General features: G+C 70.4%; 17 protein-coding genes. 13 read left to right on the forward strand and 4 right to left on the reverse strand.

Annotated elements, in window-relative coordinates; all coding sequences use genetic code 11:
* Nucleotides 1-211 precede the first annotated feature (211 nt).
* The 7 genes from araA to CLT71_RS02745 all read left to right on the forward strand — a co-directional run bounded on the left by araA (nucleotide 212) and on the right by CLT71_RS02745 (nucleotide 9,131).
* Complete coding sequence (araA, locus tag CLT71_RS02715; RefSeq protein WP_101371082.1) at nucleotides 212-1,729, forward strand: L-arabinose isomerase; 1,518 nt, start codon at nucleotides 212-214, stop codon at nucleotides 1,727-1,729.
* 106 nt (nucleotides 1,730-1,835) lie between these two features.
* On the forward strand, nucleotides 1,836-2,963 hold the full coding sequence (chvE, locus tag CLT71_RS02720) for a multiple monosaccharide ABC transporter substrate-binding protein (RefSeq protein WP_101371083.1): 1,128 nt from the start codon (nucleotides 1,836-1,838) through the stop codon (nucleotides 2,961-2,963).
* A 100-nt stretch (nucleotides 2,964-3,063) separates the two neighbouring features.
* The gene (gene mmsA, locus CLT71_RS02725; protein WP_101365695.1) at nucleotides 3,064-4,680 is read left to right on the forward strand and encodes a multiple monosaccharide ABC transporter ATP-binding protein; all 1,617 of its coding nucleotides are present in this window, start codon (nucleotides 3,064-3,066) and stop codon (nucleotides 4,678-4,680) included.
* Between the two features lie 6 nt (nucleotides 4,681-4,686).
* On the forward strand, nucleotides 4,687-5,949 hold the full coding sequence (gene mmsB / locus CLT71_RS02730) for a multiple monosaccharide ABC transporter permease (RefSeq protein ID WP_101365696.1): 1,263 nt from the start codon (nucleotides 4,687-4,689) through the stop codon (nucleotides 5,947-5,949).
* Between the two features lie 249 nt (nucleotides 5,950-6,198).
* Nucleotides 6,199-6,675 carry a hypothetical protein gene (locus tag CLT71_RS02735; protein WP_101365697.1) on the forward strand — a complete coding sequence of 159 codons (477 nt, stop codon included), beginning with the start codon at nucleotides 6,199-6,201 and terminating at the stop codon, nucleotides 6,673-6,675.
* A complete protein-coding gene (locus CLT71_RS02740) occupies nucleotides 6,672-8,498 on the forward strand; it encodes a glycoside hydrolase family 15 protein (protein ID WP_101365698.1) in 1,827 nt (608 codons plus the stop codon). Before CLT71_RS02735 ends, CLT71_RS02740 begins: the two co-directional genes overlap by 4 nt.
* A gap of 153 nt (nucleotides 8,499-8,651) precedes the next feature.
* A complete protein-coding gene (locus CLT71_RS02745) occupies nucleotides 8,652-9,131 on the forward strand; it encodes a hypothetical protein (protein WP_101365699.1) in 480 nt (159 codons plus the stop codon).
* Nucleotides 9,132-9,253: 122 nt separating this feature from the next.
* Here CLT71_RS02745 and CLT71_RS02750 read toward each other — a convergent pair whose 3' ends face one another.
* A complete protein-coding gene (locus CLT71_RS02750; RefSeq protein WP_101365700.1) occupies nucleotides 9,254-10,045 on the reverse strand; it encodes an SIR2 family NAD-dependent protein deacylase in 792 nt (263 codons plus the stop codon).
* Nucleotides 10,046-10,160: 115 nt separating this feature from the next.
* On the opposite strand from CLT71_RS02750, the gene CLT71_RS02755 reads away from it, so the two are divergent.
* Entirely contained in the window at nucleotides 10,161-11,417 is a 1,257-nt protein-coding gene (locus CLT71_RS02755; protein WP_101365701.1) for a PP2C family protein-serine/threonine phosphatase, read from the forward strand.
* Between the two features lie 50 nt (nucleotides 11,418-11,467).
* Here CLT71_RS02755 and CLT71_RS37760 read toward each other — a convergent pair whose 3' ends face one another.
* Nucleotides 11,468-11,845, reverse strand: a complete 378-nt coding sequence (locus tag CLT71_RS37760) for an STAS domain-containing protein (RefSeq protein WP_486483008.1) — start codon at nucleotides 11,843-11,845, stop codon at nucleotides 11,468-11,470.
* Between the two features lie 215 nt (nucleotides 11,846-12,060).
* Here CLT71_RS37760 and CLT71_RS02765 point away from each other — a divergent pair, with 215 nt between their 5' ends.
* The 4 genes from CLT71_RS02765 (at nucleotide 12,061) to CLT71_RS37340 (ending at nucleotide 13,499) form a co-directional block, all read left to right on the forward strand.
* Nucleotides 12,061-12,471, forward strand: coding sequence for an ATP-binding protein (locus CLT71_RS02765; RefSeq protein WP_486483645.1), 411 nt, complete (start codon nucleotides 12,061-12,063; stop codon nucleotides 12,469-12,471).
* Between the two features lie 101 nt (nucleotides 12,472-12,572).
* Nucleotides 12,573-13,052 (forward strand): DUF2975 domain-containing protein, encoded by a 480-nt coding sequence (locus CLT71_RS02770; protein ID WP_101365703.1) that lies wholly within the window; start codon nucleotides 12,573-12,575, stop codon nucleotides 13,050-13,052.
* Entirely contained in the window at nucleotides 13,052-13,258 is a 207-nt protein-coding gene (locus tag CLT71_RS02775) for a helix-turn-helix domain-containing protein (RefSeq protein ID WP_101365704.1), read from the forward strand. The genes CLT71_RS02770 and CLT71_RS02775 overlap by 1 nt, the downstream gene beginning before the upstream one ends.
* 76 nt (nucleotides 13,259-13,334) lie before the next feature.
* Nucleotides 13,335-13,499, forward strand: a complete 165-nt coding sequence (locus CLT71_RS37340) for a hypothetical protein (RefSeq protein ID WP_199187487.1) — start codon at nucleotides 13,335-13,337, stop codon at nucleotides 13,497-13,499.
* A 56-nt stretch (nucleotides 13,500-13,555) separates the two neighbouring features.
* On the opposite strand, the gene CLT71_RS02780 is transcribed toward CLT71_RS37340, so the two are convergent.
* Nucleotides 13,556-14,803, reverse strand: coding sequence for an NAD(P)/FAD-dependent oxidoreductase (locus CLT71_RS02780; protein ID WP_101365705.1), 1,248 nt, complete (start codon nucleotides 14,801-14,803; stop codon nucleotides 13,556-13,558).
* 77 nt (nucleotides 14,804-14,880) lie between these two features.
* Entirely contained in the window at nucleotides 14,881-15,303 is a 423-nt protein-coding gene (locus CLT71_RS02785; protein WP_101365706.1) for an RpiB/LacA/LacB family sugar-phosphate isomerase, read from the reverse strand.
* A 181-nt stretch (nucleotides 15,304-15,484) separates the two neighbouring features.
* On the opposite strand from CLT71_RS02785, the gene CLT71_RS02790 reads away from it, so the two are divergent.
* Nucleotides 15,485-15,754: a GlsB/YeaQ/YmgE family stress response membrane protein gene (locus tag CLT71_RS02790; RefSeq protein WP_101365707.1), complete on the forward strand. Its 270-nt coding sequence runs from the start codon at nucleotides 15,485-15,487 to the stop codon at nucleotides 15,752-15,754.
* Nucleotides 15,755-15,824 lie beyond the last annotated feature (70 nt).

The raw sequence follows: 15,824 nt of genomic DNA on the forward strand, positions 1-15,824 counted from the left end.
ACGGCGACTTCACGGCGACCGTTCGACGTTCCGAATCGACCGCTCGACGCCTCAGCGTACGACCTGCGGATTCCCCGGTCTCCCGTTACTGAAGCGTTACGGTGTACGGTTTGACTGCTCCAATGTTAGCGGTAACACTCGGCTCGCGACGTGATCGCGACCAGACTCGTCGGGGCTGGCAGGAGCCATGCCCGAAGTAGGAGAGGTGGACATGCCGCCGGCCACGCATCCGCAGATCTGGTTCCTCACCGGCAGCCAGCACCTGTACGGTCCGGAGACCCTCGATCAGGTCGCGTCCCAGTCGCAGCAGATCCTGCGTACGCTCACCGGCTCCGGCCAGATCGTCGCGGACATCGTCTGGAAACCCGTCCTCACCGAGGCGTCGGCGATCCGTTCCGTTCTGCTGGAGGCCAACGCCGACCCCAACTGTCTTGGCGTGATCGCCTGGATGCACACCTTCTCGCCAGCCAAGATGTGGATCACCGGCCTGGACGCGCTGCGCAAACCGCTGCTGCACCTGCACACCCAGCTCAACGAGGCGCTGCCCTGGGAGTCCATCGACATGGACTTCATGAACCTCAACCAGGCCGCGCACGGCGACCGCGAGTTCGGCTTCATCCAGACCCGACTCGGACTGGCCCGCAAGACCGTCGCCGGGCACGCCTCCGATCCGAGCGTGGTTACCCGGATCGACGAGTGGGCCCGGGCCGCGCTCGGCTTCGCGCACCTGCGCAATCTCCGGCTGGCCCGGTTCGGCGACAACATGCGCGACGTCGCGGTCACCGAGGGCGACAAGGTGGAGGCGGAGCTGCGCTTCGGTGTCTCGGTGAACACCTACGGGGTCAACGACCTGGTCGAGGTGGTGGACCGGGTCGCCGACCAGGAGATCGAGCGCCTGGTCGGCGAGTACGCCGACACCTACCGGCTCGCCCCCGAGCTGGCCAAGGACGGCGACCGGCACGAGTCGCTGCGGTACGCGGCCCGGATCGAGGCCGGCCTGCGGGAGTTCCTCGTCGACGGCGGGTTCGGGGCGTTCACCACGAACTTCCAGGATCTCGGCGGGCTGCGGCAACTACCCGGACTCGCCGTACAGCGACTGATGGCCGACGGCTACGGCTTCGGCGGCGAGGGCGACTGGAAGACCTCGACACTGCTCGCCGCGGTCAAGGCGATGTCTGTCGGGTCGCCCCGGGGCACCTCGTTCATGGAGGACTACACCTATCACTTCGGACCGGGTGAACCGAAGATTCTCGGCGCGCACATGCTGGAGGTCTGCCCGAGCATCGCCAGCGCCCGCCCGTCATGCGAGATCCACCCGCTCGGCATCGGTGGCCGGGAGGACCCGGTCCGGCTCGTCTTCGACGCCACTCCCGGGTCGGGCGTGGTGATCGGGCTGGCCGACCTCGGTGAGCGGTTCCGCCTCGTCGCCAACGAGATCGAGGTGGTGCCACCGGACGAGCCGATGCCCCGGCTCCCGGTCGCCCGGGCGGTGTGGAAGCCGGCACCGTCGCTGAGTACCTCGGCCGAGTCGTGGCTCACCGCCGGGGGACCGCACCACACCGTACTCACCCAGGCGGTCGGTTCGGCCACGCTGCGCGACTTCGCCGACATGCTGCACACCGAGCTGGTGCTGATCGACGAGCGGACCACGACCGCCGACTTCCGGGACCGGCTGCGCTGGAACCAGGCATACCACCGACTCGCCCAGGGTCTGCCCGGCCGGGGCTGACCCGTACCCCACGCTCACTAGCTCTGAGGTGCAAGGAAGGGCCCCTTCCTATACAGAATGCGATAAGTGGGGGCCCTTCCTTGCACCTTCAGGAATGGAGGATCAGATGAGATCTGTTCGGCTTGCGGCGGTGGCCGGAGCGGCCACGCTCGCCGTCGCGCTCACCGGGTGCGGATCGAGTACCAAGACCGTGGACCAGGAGGCCGGCTCCGGCGACAACGCCAAGGCGCTCGTCGGGGTCACCATGCCGACGAAGTCCTCCGAGCGGTGGATCCACGACGGCAACAACGTCAAGGCCGGCCTGGAGAAGCTCGGCTACACCGTCGACCTCCAGTACGCCGAGAACGACATCCCGGCCCAGGTGAACCAGATCGAGAACCAGATCACCAAGGGCGCCAAGGTGCTGATCATCGCCTCGATCGACGGTACCGCCATCACCACCCAGTTGCAGAACGCCGCCGACAACAAGATCCCGGTGATCGCGTACGACCGGCTGATCCGCAACAGCCCGAACGTCGACTACTACGCCACCTTCGACAACTTCAAGGTCGGTGTGCAGCAGGCGACCTCGCTGCTGGTCGGGTTGAAGCTGAAGAACTCCGACGGCAGCGACGGCACCGCCAAGGGACCGTTCAACATCGAGCTGTTCGCCGGGTCGCCGGACGACAACAACGCCACGTTCTTCTTCAACGGCGCGATGTCGGTGCTCCAGCCCTACATCGACAAGGGCACCCTGGTGGTGAAGAGCGGGCAGAAGGACTTCAAGACCGTGGCGATCCTCCGCTGGGACGCCGGCACGGCGCAGCGCCGGATGGAGGACCTGCTCACCAAGACGTACGGCGGCGGCACCAAGGTCGACGGGGTGCTCTCGCCGTACGACGGCCTGTCGATCGGCATCCTGTCGGCGCTGAAGAGCAACGGCTACGGAACGACCGGGCAGCCGTACCCGATCGTGACCGGGCAGGACGCCGAGGTCGCCTCGGTGAAGTCCATCATCGCCGGTGAGCAGTACTCGACCATCTACAAGGACACCCGACAGCTCGCCGAGGTGGCGGTCAAGATGGCCGACGCGGTGCTCAAGGGAAGCAAGCCCGAGGTCAACAACGAGAAGGACTACGAGAACGGCAACAAGGTCGTGCCGGCCTTCCTGCTGGACCCGGTGATCGTCAACAAGGACAACTACAAGGCGACGCTGATCGACACCGGCTACTACAAGCCGGAGCAGATCCAGTAGTCGTACCCTCGCGGCGGTCGCCCGGGTGATCCCTGGTGCGACCGCCGCGCTCATGGCGGAACCCGAGCCCACCCACCGACGCTGGAGGCGATCCGTTGGCATGACCGAGGACATTCTGCGGATGCGGGGCATCACCAAGACCTTTCCCGGGGTACGCGCGCTGCACGAGGTCAGCCTCTCGGTGCGCCGGGGTGAGATTCACGCGATCTGCGGCGAGAACGGCGCCGGAAAGTCCACCCTGATGAAGGTGCTCTCCGGGGTCTACCCGCACGGCTCGTACTCCGGGGAGATCTTCTTCGACGGCGAGCCCTGCGAGTTCGCCGACATCCGGGACAGCGAGCGGCGCGGGATCGTCATCATCCACCAGGAGCTGGCGCTCTGCCCGCAGCTCTCGATCGCCGAGAACATCTTCCTCGGCAACGAGCGAGCCAGCCGTGGTCTGATCGACTGGAATCGGACCAACCACGAGGCCGCCGAGTTGCTGGCCCGGGTCGGCCTGCACGAGAACCCGGTGACCCAGGTCAGCGACATCGGCGTGGGCAAGCAGCAGCTCGTCGAGATCGCCAAGGCGCTGGCCAAGCGGGTCCGGCTGCTGATCCTCGACGAGCCCACGGCCGCGCTCAACGACCGGGACTCGGCGCACCTGCTGGACCTGCTGCGCGGCCTGCGCAACCAGGGCATCACCTGCGTGATCATCTCGCACAAGCTGAACGAGATCGCGGCGATCGCCGACCGGATCACCATCCTGCGCGACGGCCGGACGATCGAGACCCTGGACCCCGGCTCCGACACGGTGACCGAGGACCGGATCATCTCCGGGATGGTGGGTCGGGACCTCGACCACCGGTTCCCGCCGCGAGAGCCGCGAATCGGCAGCGAGGTGCTGCGGATCGAGGACTGGACGGTGCACAGCCCCACCCAGCGCGGCCGGGTGGTGGTCTCCAACGCCAACCTGAGCCTGCGGCGGGGCGAGATCGTCGGGCTGGCCGGGCTGATGGGCGCCGGGCGTACCGAGCTGGCGATGAGCGTCTTCGGGCGCTCGTACGGGACGGACATCTCCGGCCGGCTGGTCAAGGACGGTCGGGAGATCACCGTACGGTCGGTGCAGGACGCGATTCGGCACGGCATCGCGTACGCGACCGAGGACCGCAAGCGGTACGGCCTCAACCTGATCGAGGACATCAAGCGGAACGTCTCGGCCGCCGGTCTGAGCCGGCTGGCCCGGCGCGGCTGGGTCGACGACCACCGGGAATTCCAGGTCGCCGACCAGTTCAGGGCCAGTATGAACATCAAGGCGCCGAGTGTGCTGAGCGTGACCGGCAAGCTCAGCGGCGGTAACCAACAGAAGGTCGTACTGTCGAAGTGGATCTTCACTGATCCCGACGTGCTGATCCTGGACGAGCCGACCCGGGGCATCGACGTCGGCGCCAAGTACGAGATCTACTCGATCATCAACCGGCTCGCCGACGAGGGTAAGGCCATCCTGGTCATCTCGTCGGAGCTGCCCGAACTGCTCGGGCTCTGCGACCGCATCTACACCCTCTCCGCCGGGCGGGTCACCGCCGAGGTGCCGCGCGCGGAGGCGACCCAGGAACACCTGATGCGGTACATGACCAAGGGCCAGGCCGACCACGGCGACGCCCGCACCCCCTCGGACGACCAGGACGCGGCGGGCGTTCCCGGCCGCCCGGGCGACCCCACGAACGGACAGGAGTAGACCTCGATGAGCGCCACCGCACCCACCAACGCCGATGTCGCGGTGAGCGGGCCCGGTCTCGCCGCACCGTCCGCCCCGGGCGGCGGTCCCGGCCGCCGGTTGTCGGTGAACCTGCGGCAGAGCGGCATCTACGTCGCCTTCGCGCTGATCGTGCTGCTCTTCTCGGTGCTGACCGAGGGCGCCCTGCTCCAGCCGCAGAACATCTCCAACATCATCGTGCAGAACTCGTACGTGCTGATCCTGGCGATCGGCATGATCCTGATCATCATCGCCGGGCACATCGACCTCTCCGCCGGCTCGGTGGTGGCGGTGACCGGGGCGGTCGCGGCGGTACTGATGGTCGAACACGACGTACCGTGGCCGCTGGCCCTGCTGATCACCCTCGTCGTCGGCGGGCTGATCGGCGCCTGGCAGGGATTCTGGATCGCCTACTTCGGCATCCCGGCCTTCATCGTGACCCTGGCCGGCATGCTGCTCTTCCGGGCGCTCACCCTGACCGTCCTCGGCAACCAGGGCATCGGCCCGTTCCCGGACCCGGTGCGTACCCTCGCCAACGGCTTCACCGAGGGCTACCTGGGCAACATCGGGCTCGGCCCGCTGGGCGGGGCCGACCTGTTCAGTCTGCTGGTCGGGATCGCCGCGATGGCCGGCATCGTGCTCGTGCAGTGGCGCGGCCGGATGGCCCGGCTCGGCTACCAGCAGAGCGTCGAGCCGCTGCCGCTCTTCGTTCTCAAGCTCGCCCTTGCCGGCGTCGTGGTGATGACGGTGATCGTGCAGTTGGCCCGGTTCAAGAACCTGCCCTGGGTGCTGATCCTGCTCGCCGGGCTGATTCTCGCGTACTCGCTGCTGACCAACCGGGCCGTCTTCGGCCGGCAGATCTACGCCGTCGGCGGCAACCTCCAGGCCGCGACCCTGAGCGGTGTCAAGGTCAAGTCGGTGATCTTCTGGATCTTCGTCAACATGGGCGTGCTCTCGGCACTCGCCGGGATCATCTTCGCCGGCCGGCTCAACCAGGCCGGGCCGACCGCCGGCAACGCCTTCGAACTCGACGCGATCGCGGCGGCGTTCATCGGCGGGGCGGCCGTGCAGGGCGGCGTCGGAAAGGTGGTCGGGGCGATCACCGGCGGCCTGATCATGGGCGTCATCAACAACGGCATGTCGCTGATGGGTGCGCCGAGCGAGCGGGTGATGCTGGTCAAGGGCGCCGTACTCCTCGCGGCGGTGGCCTTCGACGTCTGGACCAAGCGGCGCGCCGCAGCCGCCCGGTAGTTTCGTCGCCGTCGTCGATCCGGCAACGATCGGGGAGTAAGGCGAGCCGGTCCGGCGAGCCGTACCCTCCTCGCAGCGGCTGGCGCATACCGTAGATATCCGGACGAAATCGGTCGGCTACCTGTCGAGGCGTCCGACACCCCCGCAGCGCGGCGTCCCCGTGCAGAGGTGAGGAGGCAGGCATGGCCGGTCCGGCGGACGCCCCGGCGAACGGGCCGGCACACGTCACGGTCGGCCACGCCGGCTGAGATGGACTGGGCGGGATGGGCCCTCTTCGGGGTGGTGGCCACCGCCGCACTCACCGCGGCGATGATCGCGGCACAGCTCGCCGGGCTCACCCGGGTGGACCTGCCGCTGATCCTCGGCACCCTGGTCACCCCGGACCCCGACCGGGCCCGGGTGACAGGGTTCTTCATCCACCTGCTGGCTGGTCAGGGCTTCGCGCTCGGCTACGCCGCGACGTTCGCGCTGCTCGACCGGGCCACCTGGTGGATCGGTGCGCTGCTCGGCCTGGTGCACGTCGGCATCGCGCTGACCGTGCTGCTGCCGCTGCTGCCCGGCGTACATCCCCGGATGGCCTCGTCCCGGGCCGGCCCGGCCAGTACGGCGGTACTGGAGCCGCCGGGCCTGCTCGCCCTCAACTACGGAGTGCAGACCCCGGTGGTCACGGTGGCCGTGCACCTCCTCTACGGTGCAGTCCTCGGGCTGCTCCTCCAGGCCCGATGACCGGCCCGGTCGGCGCTGCCGAACCAGCACCCGGCGCCGCCGAACCAGCACCGATCGCCGACTACGGGCTGCTCGGCGACACCCGCACCGCAGCCCTGGTCTCCAGCGCCGGTGCGATCGACTGGATGTGCGTACCCCGCTTCGACGGCGCGCCCCTGTTCGGCCGGCTCGTCGGCGGGCCGGCGGCGGGCACGTACCGGATCGGCCCGGCCCGACCGGCCGAGGTGGTCGAACGCGGGTACCGGCCGGACACGACGACCCTGCGGACCACCTGGACGGTGGGGGAGCGGCGCCTCACCCTCACCGAGGGGATGGTCGCCGAGGTCACCGGTCGGCTGCTGCCGACGACCCTGCTGGTCCGGCGCCTCCACGCCGAGGAAGGCCCCGTCGACGCCGTCGTCGAGTTCGACCCCCGGCTCGGCGCCGGCCACCGGCCACCCCGGGTACGCCGGCGCGGGCCGGTGACCGTCTGCGAGTGGAACTCGCTCGCGGTGTCGCTGAGTTGCGCTCCCGGGCCGGTCGTCGAACCCGGCCGACCGGCCCCGATCACCGTCCATCCCGATCGACCCGTCACCTTCGTGCTGGTCGTGGCGCACCGCGAACCGCTGATCCAGGTGGATCCGGAGGCGTCCTGGGAACTGCTGCGCGCCGAGGAGACGTACTGGCGGGCCTGGGTCGCCGACCTCGACCCCGAACTGCCGTTCCGGGAGGCGGTGGCGCGCAGCCTGCTCACCCTGCGGCTGTTGACCCACTCGCCGACGCACGCCCCGGTCGCCGCGCCCACCACCTCGCTGCCGGAGCAGCCCGGCGGGGTACGCAACTGGGACTACCGCTACGTCTGGCCCCGGGACGCCAGCCTCGGCATCGCCGCCTTTCTCGGCGTCGGCAAACCCGACCAGGCCCGTGGCTTCCTCGCCTGGCTGTTGCGCGCCAGCCGGTTGCAGCGCCCGCGCCTGCCGGCAATGTTCACTTTGGACGGCCTGCGGGTGCCGGCGGAACGGACGCTGCACGGCTGGCCCGGCTACGCCGGCAGCGCCCCGGTACGCGTCGGCAACGGTGCCGCCGGCCAGCACCAGCTCGACGGATACGGCTGGGTCGTCGACGCCGGCTGGGTCTATGCGCGGGCCGGAAACCGCCTCGACACGGAGACCTGGCGGACGGTACGCGGCTTCGTCGACGTGGTCGCCCGGCGGTGGCCGGAACCCGACGCCGGCATCTGGGAACTGCGCCACCCCACCCAGCAGGTGCACTCCAAGCTGATGGGCTGGCTCGCGCTGGACCGGGCGCTGCGGATCGCCCAGACCCATCCGATCGCGGACCGGCAGCGGCGACGCTGGCACGACGCCCGGCAGGCAATCGCCGACGAGGTGCGGGTGCGCGGCGTCGACCCCGTGCGGGGAAACTACGTGCGCGGCTACGGCTCCCGGGAGGTCGACGCGGCGCTGCTGGTGGTGCCGCTGCTCGGCATCGAGGAGGCCGGCTCGTCCCGGGTGGAGCGCACCATCGAGGCGATCCGCAGCGACCTGGGCGCCGGTGGTCCACTGCTCTACCGCTACCCACCGGGCCGGGACGGCCTGCCCGGCTCCGAGGCGGCCTTCCTGCCCTGCTCCTTCTGGCTGGTCCAGGCGCTTGCCGCGACCGGGCGGCGGGCCGAGGCGGTCGAGCTGTTCCGGGCACTCCTGCACCGGGCGAGCCCGTTGGGCCTCTACGCCGAGGAGATGGATCCGCTTACCGGCGCACACCTCGGCAACTATCCGCAGACCCTGACCCACGCCGCACTCGTCCAGGCGGTACTCGCGATCCGGTCGGCACCGGACCGTTAGCCGGCGGACTGCTCGCAGGACAGCTTCGGCGCGTCGCCGGTACGTCGGGAAAGGGCCGTCCGGCACACCGCTCGTCGGCGCCACGGGAGTGCACGGCCTCCGTACGATTCCTGGCGTCCGACGATCCGTTCGTCCTCGACCGGAAGGAAGGCCGTGGATTCGTCTCTCGCGATCCTCATCGGCGCCACCGCTGTCTGTGCCGGCGCCGTCGGCTACCTGGTCCAAGCACGCGCCCTCGGACCACGGCGCGCCGTCCTGGTCGCCGGGGCGGTGACGGTCGGCGTCACCGTGAGTTTCCTGCTGATGCTCTACCTCGCCAGCCTGGCGCTTCCGGCGGTGCTGGGATTCGTCGCCCTGGGCACCGCCGCCGTGGCCTATCCGGTCTTCCGCCGCGACCTCGGCTCCCGCCGGGCCGGTCTGGCCGCCGCCGGCTCGTCGGCCGTCGTCACCGCGAGCTTCCTCTTCGTGGTCTACCTCGCCGTGATCGCCTTCATCGCCGCGATCGGCGTCTACCTGCTGCTGCGGGACCGGGTCCGGATCGCCCCGGCGCTTGTCGTCACCGGCACCACCCTCGGCGGGGCGCTCGCCGCCGCCGCGCTCGTCTTCTGGGTCAGCCTCACCTACGTCATGTGATCCGCCGGCCGGACGGCGGATCGGAGCCGTGACCCGCTCCCCGCGCGGCGCGGACCACCTGCCTCCGAGGCGCTCCCGCACGGGGCAGATCGCGGCTCCGATCCGCTCCCGGGCGGGGCGGATCACCTGCTCCGGATGTGCTCCCGGGCGGCCGTGACGAGGGCGGGGAGCACCTGGGCCGCGGTTCCGCGCAGGTTGACCGTGCAGACCGGGTCGAGCGGTGTCGGCTCCGGGTTGACCTGGATCACGGCCGCACCGGAGTCCGCCGCGATCCGGGGGATCTCGGCGGCGGGATAGACGACCCCGGAGGTGCCGATCGTCAGCAGTACGTCGCAGCCGGCGGCAGCGCTGATCGCTGCGGTAAGCGCCGCCTCCGGCAGCGCCTCGCCGAACCACACCACGCCGGGCCGGACCAGTGCTCCGCAGCGGGTGCACCGGGGCGGTGCCAGCCTGCCGCCCTCGCCCGGACCGGCGGCCTCGGCGTCCCCGATCTCCGGCAGGGCGGCCGGGTGGCCGGCCTCGGCGATGCACCGGGGAGTGAAGAGGCTGCCGTGCAGGTGCACCGGGGAAGCGGAGCCGGCCCGCTCGTGCAGGTCGTCGACGTTCTGGGTCACCACCGCCGTCTCCGGGACCAGTGCTTCCAGGGCGGCGACGGCGAGGTGCCCCGGGTTCGGCTCCGCCCGGCGTACCCGGGCACGCCGCCACTCGTACCAGCCCCAGACCAGGTCCGGGTCGGCGTGGAACGCCTCCGGGGTGGCGAGTCGGGCCGGTGTGAAGCGGGCCCAGAGCCCGGTGAGGTCGTCCCGGAAGGTCGGTACGCCGCTCTCGGCCGACATCCCGGCGCCGGTGAAGACGACGACCCGACGGGCCCTGGCGAGCAGCCCGACGGCCTCGGGCGGCAGAACCTGCTGCATCCGGCAGATCCTGCCAGCACCGCAGTGATTCGGCGGCACCCCCACCCGGCCTGACCACCACTCCTCCCTGGCTCGTGAGTCTGCCCGGTGGCGGTCGGTCTCGTAGGCTCACAGTGTGCGCAGTAGTCGAGGGCGGGTTCTGGCCGACCTGTTGGAGGCGGCGGAGAATGCTTCGCCGGTCGAGGCGGCCGAGGCGGTCACCCGGGAACTTGGTACGGCGCTGGGGGCACGTACCGTCACGTTCCTGATCGCCGACCTCAGTGGCCGGGCGCTGGTTCGGCTGGCGCACGTGCCGATCAGGAGTACCGGTGAGGAACGCCGGAACGGCGGCGAACTCGCCACGGTGCTGCCGTTCGACGGTGGTCCGGCCGAGCAGGCGCTACGCGGCCAGACGGTGCGGGTCGTCGAGCAGTCCGACGGCTGGACGGTGCTGGCGCCGGTGACCGACCGTGGTGAGGCGATCGGCCTGCTGGAGTTGCTCCTGCCGGAGGAACCCGACGAGCGGACGTTGGCGGAGATCGCGAGGACGGCGCACGCGCTGGCCTTCGTGGTGATCGCGAACCGGCGGCACACGGACCTTTTCGAGTGGGGTCAACGCACCACCCCGTTCACCCTGTCGGCGGAGATCCAGCGCCGGCTGCTGCCCGCCGCGTTCACCTGTGAGGCGAGTGCGTTCACCCTCTCCGGTTGGCTCGAGCCGGCGGCCAGCATCGGCGGGGACACCTTCGACTACAGCCTTGCCCGCGACGTGTTGCACTTCAGCGTCACCGACGCGATGGGTCACGGGGTGACGAGCGCGCTTACCGCCACCCTGGGCGTGGGCAGCCTGCGTAACAGCCGTCGCCGGGCGGTGGGCCTGGTGGAGCAGGCCGAGGCCGCGGACGCGGTCGTGGCCGAGCACGCCCTCGTACCCGGCAGTTACGTGACCGCGCTGCTCGGCCGGCTCGACCTGCGTAGCGGAGTGTGTCTGCTGGTCAACGCCGGGCACGTGCCCCCGCTGCTGGTCCGCGACGGTGACACCCAGCCGCTGCGGCTGCCCGGGAACTTCCCCTTCGGCATGTTCGCCGGGGCCGGTTACCGGTCCGGTGAACTCGCGATGCGACCCGGTGACCGCCTGGTGCTGCTCACCGACGGCATGCGGGAGCGCAACGCCGCCAACCTCGACCTACCGGCCCTGTTGCGCTCGTTCGCGCAGTTGCATCCGCGCGAGGCGGTCCGGGCGCTGGCCGACGCCGTGATCGAGGTCAGCGGACCGACCCTGGTCGATGACGCCACCCTGCTGATTCTCGACTGGCACGGCGGGCACGGCGAAGATCGGCGTAGCAGCGCGGGCGCCGACCAGAGTCGGGCAAGTACCACCCGGCCCGACTGACCACCCGGCTCGGCTGTGCCGCCATGTGCCTACCCGCCCGTCGTGGCTGCCTACCCGCCCGTCGTGCCGTCCGCCGTGTCGCGCTGGACCGGCACGTCGTCCTCGGCAGCCCGCACACTGTCGTAGACGCGGATCGCCTGATCCACCGATGTGATCGTCAGCACGCTACGCACCGCCGGCCGCACCGCGGCGAGGCACAACCAGCCGCCGACGCCGCGGAATGTCTTGAACATCACCACCAGCGCGCCAAGGGCGCTGGAATCCATGAATCCGACCTCGGAAAGGTCGACCACCACCTGGCGATCACCGGCGTCGGCGAGCCGTTGCAGTCCCTCCCGAAACTGTGGGGATGTCGCCATGTCCAGCTCGCCGGCGACCTCCAGCACGGTGCACCCCCGGCCTGGCCGAACCGACAACAGCAGATCCACGACAGCCTCCCCACTCCAATGGTCCGAATTCACCCTATGGGACCGGCAGCCGAACCGCCCCCGGAGAGTCCTGTCCCCGCCTCGGACCCGGACCGTTTCAGCCCGGGAACCTCGGGTAGCTTTGATCACAATCACGACCTGTGCATCCCGGCCGACCTCCCGGCGCTCGGCGCGGTCGCGGCCGGGCCGGAAGGAGCTGCGGAATGCGGGTGACAATGACGCTTTCGCTTCCACGGCATCCATCCTCGGTGACCCGAGCCCGTCACGTCCTGACCACCCTGTTGAGCCTCACCGACGCGGCCGAGGAGCCGTGCGGACATCTCGCCGTACTGGTCAGCGAGGCGTGCGCCAACGCGGTGCTGCACGCCGAGCCGGACAGTGCCGTCGACATCACCATAGTCATCGACGACCATGTCTGTCTGCTGGAGGTCGGCAACCGTGGCAGGACCCCTGACGACGCGGGCCTCTACGCCGATCTTCCCGACCCGCTCACGATCGGCGGCCGTGGGCTGCCACTGATCGCCGCCCTCGCCGACGAGGCCGTCTTCGTCCCGGGTCCCCCCGATCGGGTGCTGTTGCGGATCACCAAACACCTCACTCCGGTACCGACACCGCCGCTGGGATGAGAGGTCGGCGACGGCCTACGCCCCCGTCGCTGCCGGCCCGGCTGGGCTGAGCTTGGCAGTGACCTATTGACTTTCGATAGGTACCGAGTGATAGTCGATGCATGCTAGTCGAACATCGAGCGGTCGCCCCACTCCGAGTCCTCCTGGTGCTGCTGTTCGGGGTGCTGGTCATGTTCCAGACCTTCTCGCTGCCCGGACAGTTCGCGCACATGGCCGAGCAGTCCCCGGAACTCGCGTACCTGAGGTGGCCGGCGACCGCCGTCTCGGTCTTCTGGGTGCTCTGCGTCCAGGCGGTGATCGTGGCTACCTGGAAGCTGCTCACCATGGTCAAGAACGACCGCATCTTCAGCGAGGCCTCCCTGGCCTGGGTGGACGCGATCCTCTGGGCCATCGCCGCCGCGTGGATCGTCCTCGTCGGCGTGCTCGTCTACGTCGGTCTCCACTCCGACGACCCCGGGCTGCCCCTGCTGCTCTTCCTGATGTCGATAGGCGTCGCCGTGCTCGGACTGCTGATGGTCGTGATGCGTGCGCTGCTGCGCCAGGCCACCACGTTGCGCACCGACATGGAAGCGGTGATCTGATGCCCATCGTCGTGCGCATCGACGTCGAACTGGCCAAACGCAAGATGAGCGTCGGTGAGTTCGCCGAGCGGGTCGGGCTCACCCCGGCGAACGTGGCCGTGCTCAAGAACGGCCGAGCCAAGGCCGTCCGGTTCAGCACCCTGGAGGCGATGTGCCGGGTGCTCGGCTGCCAGCCCGGTGACCTACTCGAGTGGGTCGACGAATGAACCGCCGTGCCGCGGCCGGCGCCGCACACACCGACCAGGTCGACCCGGTCACCGCCGGGATCGGAACGGAGAACCCATGAGGTACGTCCTGTTCGTCGTCGCCCTGCTCATCGTCGCTCTCGGCGTCGCCGCCGTGCTGTACGGGGGAGCCGACGACTCGCCCGGCCTCCAACTCATCGGCGTACTGCTCGTCGTCGGCACGATCGCGTACGGCGTACGGGTCGCCCGGCGCAGCAGGTAGCGTACGGCCGGTCGCTCCCGCCGCGACCGAGGTCCGCCAGAATTGCCCAGCCGGGCTCACCGGCGCAGCAGGTCGGCGGCGGCGATCCGGATCACGGCCCGCGGCCCGAGCAGGGCCAGCAGGTTGCCCGGAGTTCGGAACCTGGGCATCGGGACGGCACCGGAGAGTACCCCCAGAAACGCCTCGACCGCGGCCGGTCGGTCCCTGAGCGCGGCGAAGAGTTCCCGGTCGACCGCGCGGGGCGGCCGGAAGGCGGCCAGGTCGCAGGTGAGGTCGTAGATCGGGCCGGCGGCGGTGTCCCGGCGGGCCCGGTAGCCGGCGAGTTCGGCGTCGAGCCGGCCGCCGCTGTCCAGCCCGGTGGCGACGGCGTCGACGAGCAGTTCGACGTCCCGGAACGCGTTTCCGATGCCCTGGCCGGTGATCGGGTCCATCACCAGGCCCGCGTCGCCGACCAGTGCCCAGCCCGGCCCGTGCGGCACCCGGAACGCGTTCGGCACGTCCGGCGTCATCCGGAAGCGTTCGGCCCGCTCGCCGGCCCGCACCCGGGCGCCGAGATCACCGCAGGCGTCCAGGGTGCCGAGGTAGTGGCCCTCGACGTCGGCCCGGAACGCCGGAAAGTCGGTGGCCCGGCCGGCGACGTAGGCGATTGTCAGGCCGTCGTTCGTGGGAAAGACCGCCACGGTACGCCCGGGGCGCTGGTAGAGCTCTCCACCGGAGAGCGCCACCCCGGACCAGTACGTGTAACAGGCGAACGTGCTCGCCGGCTGCTCCCGGTAGGTGGTTGCCCGTACCTGGGCGGCGACCGTGGAACGCTTGCCGTCGGCACCGATCACCAGCGAGGCGGTCTCGGTCACCGGTGAGCCGCCGCGCTGCCGTCCGCGTATCCCCACCACCCGGTCCCGGTCCCAGACGAGTTCGTCGACGTCGAACCCCTCGCGTACCTCGACACCCGCCTCGCGGGCCGCATCGACAAGCAGCGCGTCCAGCAGGGTACGGCGCGGGCTGTAGAGCGCGTCGACGCCGTCGTACCCGGGGTAGCGGCCGGTGAGTACGACCTCACCGGTGTCGAGCCGGATGTCGCGGGCGGGCGGAGTGCCGGCGGCCACCAGCCGCTCCAGCAGGCCCCACCGGTGCAGCCGGGCGACTCCGGGCACCTGGACCTGGTGCGTCGAGAGGGTGTCGCTCGGAAAGCGCGCCCGGTCGACCGCCAGCACCCGCAGGCCCCGGCGGCTCAGCAGCATGGCGGTCGCCGCACCGGCCACCCGGCTGCCGACGACGATGACGTCGTATCCCCGTGCCGGCACTCGACGTCACCTTCCGCGGGTTGGGGGACGACCGGGGCGGGCCGCCCGGCCGGTGGACCGGGTCACCGTCACCGGCCCTACCCCGGCTCCAGTTCGGAGAGTCGGGCGATGTTACCGACCTCGTCCGGGTCGGGCCGGGGCGTGTCGAAGAACGCCCGGGCGACCTCGACGGCGACGTCCGGGGCGAGTCGCTTCAGGCTCAGCGCGAGCACGTTGGCGTCGTTCCAGAGCCGTGCGCCGGTCGCGATCCACGGTTCCCAGGCCAGCGCCGCCCGTACTCCGGGGATCTTGTTCGCCGCGATCGCCGTGCCGGTGCCCGTCCAGCACATCACGACGCCGAAGTCCGCTCGGCCCTCGGTCACCGCGCGGCCCACCTCGGCACCGATGGCCGGCCACGGCTCGTCGCCGCCGACCCGTTCCACCTCGCCGAGCCCGGAGAGGTAGTCGAATACCGCTCTGGTCGCCTCGTTCTCGTCGTCGGTGCCGAAGGCGATTCGCATCCGGTCAGCATACGGAGGCGTCACCACGGGCGGGTGCCGGGCGATAACCGGGAAGGGGGCGAAGGGCACGGTGGCGCGCCGCAACGGCGTCCGGGCGGCGTGCGCCGGCCGGCGAAAGGTTTCTCGGAACCGTCCAACGGGCACTGCGACCCCGGCCAACGACACACGAAGGAGATTCAGTATGGAGATCGGCGGCATTCTCAGCGCCCTCATCATCGGTCTGATCATCGGCGCCCTCGGCCGGCTGGTCGTACCCGGCAGGCAGAGCATCCCGATCTGGCTCACCCTGCTCATCGGTATCCTCGCCGCTCTGCTCGGCACCGTCGTCGCCGCCGCCTTCGGTGTCGCCGAGACCCCCGACATCGACTGGATCGAACTCGCCCTCCAGGTCGGGTTCGCCGCCGTCGGCGTCAGCCTGGCCGCGGGCCTCTACGGGCGCCGCCGCGTGTAGCCAGCGGGTTGGCCGCGGTACGGCAGCCGGACGGGATGGACGGTCGCCCGGGGCTTGTTCCCGGGCGGCC

Source organism: Plantactinospora sp. CNZ320, assembly GCF_002846275.1.